Source organism: Variovorax sp. 01T439_2 (assembly GCF_056398445.1).
Genome location: NZ_JBFTPJ010000457.1, coordinates 1 through 4,569, shown reverse-complemented (window position 1 = coordinate 4,569; position 4,569 = coordinate 1). Strand labels below are relative to the sequence as shown.

Below are 4,569 nucleotides of genomic sequence, written 5' to 3'. Positions count from 1 at the left end.
CCTCTTGAACGAGGTTGCCCACCCGGGCCGATCGATTGAAGCGGACATACGGCGTTCCTTCGAGTACTTCCTGATCGCTCGCCCCTTTTGCGGATTTGTGTGCGATGACCACGAGCGCCTCGTCGACGAATGGTAGAAAGTCGAGGCCGCTTCGTGGAAGCTCCGGCTCGGTGACCAGGGCCACATCCAACTGCCGGTGGTAGACAGCTCGCTCCAGGTCATGCGTCAGGCCGGTGGTGACGTGTACCTCAAGGCCATGGYCTTGTCGTTGCAGGTGACGCAGCGCCAGCGGCAATACGCCTGAGGCAACGGTGTGAACGCTTCCCAGTTTCAGCAACCCGACCGCCGTGCCCTTCTTGAGCGAAGCGCTCATGCTCTCCCAATGGGCAAGCAGATCGCGTGCGCGATGCACCAGGGCCAACCCCGCATCGGTCAGGACCGGCGGACGACGGCTGCGATCGAAGATCATGCTCTCGAGCTCTTCCTCGAGAGCACGCATCTGCATGCTTACCGCGGACAGTGAAAGGCCGATGCTATTGCCCGCCTCCACGAAGCTTCCTCGATCAGCGATCGCGACCAAGGTGTACAGCGTCTTGATGTCCATGCGGCAAATACCTTCTTCGAAGTTGACTCTGCAGGTCAGCCGTGGAACTTCTAGATTCCCAGCAGCCGGCGCGCGTTGCCCCCCATGACCTTGCGCAGATTTTCTTCCCTGATTGGCAGCCTCTCGAACCACTCCTTGTAGCCAAGGACCGGACAAAAGGGAAACGAGCTGGCGTACAGCATGCGCTCAGCCAGAAAGCCATCCGCCGCCTTGACATACTCTTCCCATCCTGGCATTCGCGAAAAATACATGTCGGGAGAGAGCCAAAGGTTGGAACGACGAAATCCCAGGTGCAGGATCTCGTTGACCCAAGGCCATCCGCCGTGGGCAACTACGACATCGAGCCTGGGGAAGTCCGCGAGGACACGGTCCGTCCGGATGGGATCGGAATAGCTGAGGTCCGGGCCTGCGGTGCCACCCACCATCATGATGACAGGAACGCCGATGTCCTCGCAGTGGCCGTAGATCGGATAGAGGCGGCGATCATCCGCGTACATCGGCACCGGGTACGATCCGGGCTCGATGTTGATCAGCTTGAATCCATCTTTCACCGCCTGGGTGATTGCCTCGCATGCTCGGCGCCGATCGGTGGGGTCAATGGATGCGGCGCCGATGAAGCGGCCAGGGTAATCAGTGACAATCCTCAGGACATCATCGTTCGATACGCTGCCGAGCACGCCGGCAAGGCGGCCTACGACCACGCCACGATCGATCCTCGCTTCGTCCATCTCCTTGAGCAGCGACGCCATCGACTTTCTCTGAGCCGCTTCTGATGGTTCAAAACCGACCGTTCGCGTGAACCCATCGCGGCGCTCGCCGGCCGAGTACATGAGCGTATTGAGGAAGCCGCTAATCGGCGGGCGCAGACGGAAATCGATGATCATGGCACTGACCTTTTGAATGGAAACGACTCGAACCCGGGCGGCATCGCAAGCCTGCAATGCCGGCGGCTACATCACCTCGTCCTTGCGGTTGTCGGTCTCCCCGTAGCGATGCAGCGCTGGAGGCTTGAGACCTGCATACAGAGCCTCGATGCCTGCATTGATGGTCTCGGCATGCTGCGCGAACAAGGAGTTGCCCTCCAGGTCGCTCTCGACGATGAAGGGACCGAAGTTCTCCACCTCGAACAACCACATGGCCTGGGCGATCCCCAGCTCGTCGAGCCAGTGCACCTCCCGGACACGCTTGATGCCGCGACCAAGCAGCGCACCGGTGCCGTAGCCGACGGTTGTCAGGTAGATGGCGCCACCCGGAGCGAGCACCTTCTTGTAGTCATCGGCAGGCATGCCTCCTTTTCCGATGAGGATGCTGCACCCTGTCTGTTCGAGCCAGCGAGGAATCCACTTCGAAAAGCGAAAGGATGCCGTGGCGGTCACAGCGCCGACCCTGTAGCCTCCCTTGCCGTCGGGTGCGGCGGCCGGCGAGCAGTGGAAGTTGACGTTGCTGATCGACTTCAGATCGACGGGCAGCGCCAATCCCTCGTCCAGCACCTTCTTGTAGACACCCTCGCGCGCGGTGTAGACCACGCCGTTCAGACAGACCGCGCAGCCCAACTCGAGCTTCGCAATGTCTTCCCGCTTCGCCGGAAGGTTCAGGTGGAAGACTTTGATGTCGTCGTTGCTGCTTACCATTCGACTGTCTCCCGACGCAGATAGGGGGTGAACCATTGGGGATCGGTTCGATACTCGATCTCGCCGTTGGCATGGATGCGCGCTGTGGCACGCCGTGACGAAAGACAGAAGGTGTGCAGGCTGATGGGCATGCCACCGGTGTGCGTATAACCGCACTCGATGTGGCAATCCACGACCATCCCGGACCCCACAAAGCCCATGGCGCCCATCCCGATCGAGTTTCCGAGCTTCATCAACTCGAGTTCGAGCTCGGCGACCTTCGGATCGGGATTCCGATCCCCGACCGTGCGAAGGCACGCAGCCTGTTTGCCCAGCTGCATGCAGGTGTCCTTGGACCCACCCAGGCCGATCCCGACGATCGCGGGCTGGCAGGCCAAGCCGCGCTTTCCGAAGGCAATCAGCGTGTCCAGGACAAAGCGCTTGATACCGTCGATTCCGTCCCCGGGGAACAGCATGCGGTAGTCGGTCCCGAAGAGGCCGCCTTTGTGGATGGTGGTGACGTCGATCCAGTCGGCCTCCGGCTCGAACGACCACTCGACTTCGGGGGCATTGATGCCGACGTTGTTGTTGTGATCTGTGCGCCACAAGGGATGCACGCGATTCGGCCGAAGCGGAATCGTGACCGTACCTTCTGCCGTCGCATGCCGGAGCGCTCGCTCCACGGCAACGAATCCCGACTCGACCGATGCGTTGTTGCCGACCTTCACGTAATACCGCGGCAGGCCGGTATCGGCGCACATGGGACGGCGATCCTGATCTGCGGCCTCCCAGTTGTCGACCATCGCGTGGATGACGAACCGGGGCAGTTTTCCGGTCTCCGTCTTCTGCAGTTCCTGAATTCCCTTCTTGTAGTCGGGAGGAATCTCGATCGCAGCGCGTCGCGTGATCTCCAAGGCGGCTTCTTCAACTTTCTGAATCGGGATCTTCATTTGGGTGTGCCCTCAGGTTTTGGGGGTGACTGCTTCGCCGGTGATGAGCGATTCACCGGGTCTCACGATGTCGAAGGAGACGGGAATCATTTCGAGCTGTACATGGTCGTCCCGGGCGCTCACGCGCGTGTAGCAGCTGGAGTGGAGATCGCCCGGGTCGGGGAAGTCTTCGCGAAAATGAGCGCCCCGGCTGTTCTCGCGTGCCAGCGCGGAGACGGTAATGATCTTTGAGATATCGACGAGGCTTTCCAGGTTCAGCCAGTCGTGCCAGGTCACGTTGTAGCGGCGATCGCCATCTGCGACGCCCATCGCCGACAGCGCGGCTCGATGAGAAGCCACCGCTTCGAGCCCATGGTCCATCGCCTCACGGTTGCGCAGCACACCAACGTCATCCCACATCGTCTGTGCCAGGGCGTCGCGCAACTCGTGGATACGACCCACCGGCCTGGAGAACGGATACTCCGCGCGCTCGATCCCGCTGGCGACGATTCGCCTGTCGGGGTCGCGCCACTTGCCGTTCCTCTCGACGAAGGCGGCCATGGAGTCTCCCGCAATGCCGCCAAAGACGGTGGAGTTCGCGACACCGTTGCCGCCGAGGCGATTGGCCCCATGGACGCCTCCGCAGTCCTCGCCCGCAGCGAACAGTCCTGGCGATGCGGTCGAGCAGTCGACGTTGAACTCGACACCCCCCATCAGGTAGTGGGCTGTCGGAACCACTTCGACCTTGCCACCTGCCAGATCAAAGCCGCAGTCCTTGCAGCGATTGACCATTCCAGGAAAGGTCTTGGCGACCTTCTCCGGGCCGAGGTGGCTCATCTGGATGTAGACGCCACCCATCGGCCCCGTACGCCCCGCGCGCATCTCGGCGTAGATGCCTCGACTGACGACGTCGCGGGTCGCACGCTCGCCACGCTTGTCGTAGTGGGTCATGAACCGGTCGCCGTTCCCATTGAGCAGGTAACCACCGGCGCCGCGCAAGCCCTCCTCGAGAACGGTGCCCGTCATACGCGTATCCGGTCCGCCGAGGAGTCCGGTGGGATGGAACTGCACCATCTCCATATCCCGGAGCTTCAGGCCGTACCGAAGCGCCATGGCCAGACCATCGCAGGTCTTGTCGCCGGACGGTGTGTGATAGCGGTACATCGTCGGCCCGGCGCCCGTCGCAAGGAGCACCGCCTTTGCCTGCACCAGGCGATAGGTACCTGCACGCATGTCAATGAACAGGACACCGGCGATTCCGGATCCATCGGCCGCCGGAATGAGCTCGATCGCACGATGCTCCTCAAGCTCCTCGACGTCCATCGCGCGCACCTGCTCCATGAGGCGGTTGATGATCTCGATGCCCGTCAGGTCGGCCTTGTGGACCGTGCGATCGAAGCTCTGGCCCGCAAAGGCTTTCGAATGG

5 protein-coding genes are annotated in these 4,569 nt (G+C 61.8%); all 5 read right to left on the bottom strand.

What is annotated here, in order from left to right:
* The coding region (locus AC1DOC_RS20320; RefSeq protein WP_478130372.1) for a LysR family transcriptional regulator at nt 1-604 on the bottom strand (604 nt) is incomplete at its 3' end.
* 50 nt (nt 605-654) lie between these two features.
* The gene (locus AC1DOC_RS20315) at nt 655-1,488 is read right to left on the bottom strand and encodes an amidohydrolase family protein (RefSeq protein ID WP_015865665.1); all 834 of its coding nucleotides are present in this window, start codon (nt 1,486-1,488) and stop codon (nt 655-657) included.
* 66 nt (nt 1,489-1,554) lie between these two features.
* Nucleotides 1,555-2,235, bottom strand: coding sequence for a fumarate hydratase C-terminal domain-containing protein (locus AC1DOC_RS20310; protein WP_015865666.1), 681 nt, complete (start codon nt 2,233-2,235; stop codon nt 1,555-1,557).
* Entirely contained in the window at nt 2,229-3,164 is a 936-nt protein-coding gene (locus AC1DOC_RS20305) for a fumarate hydratase (protein ID WP_015865667.1), read from the bottom strand. Before AC1DOC_RS20305 ends, AC1DOC_RS20310 begins: the two co-directional genes overlap by 7 nt.
* Nucleotides 3,165-3,176: 12 nt before the next feature.
* The coding region (locus tag AC1DOC_RS20300; protein ID WP_478130371.1) for an L-aspartate oxidase at nt 3,177-4,569 on the bottom strand (1,393 nt) is incomplete at its 5' end.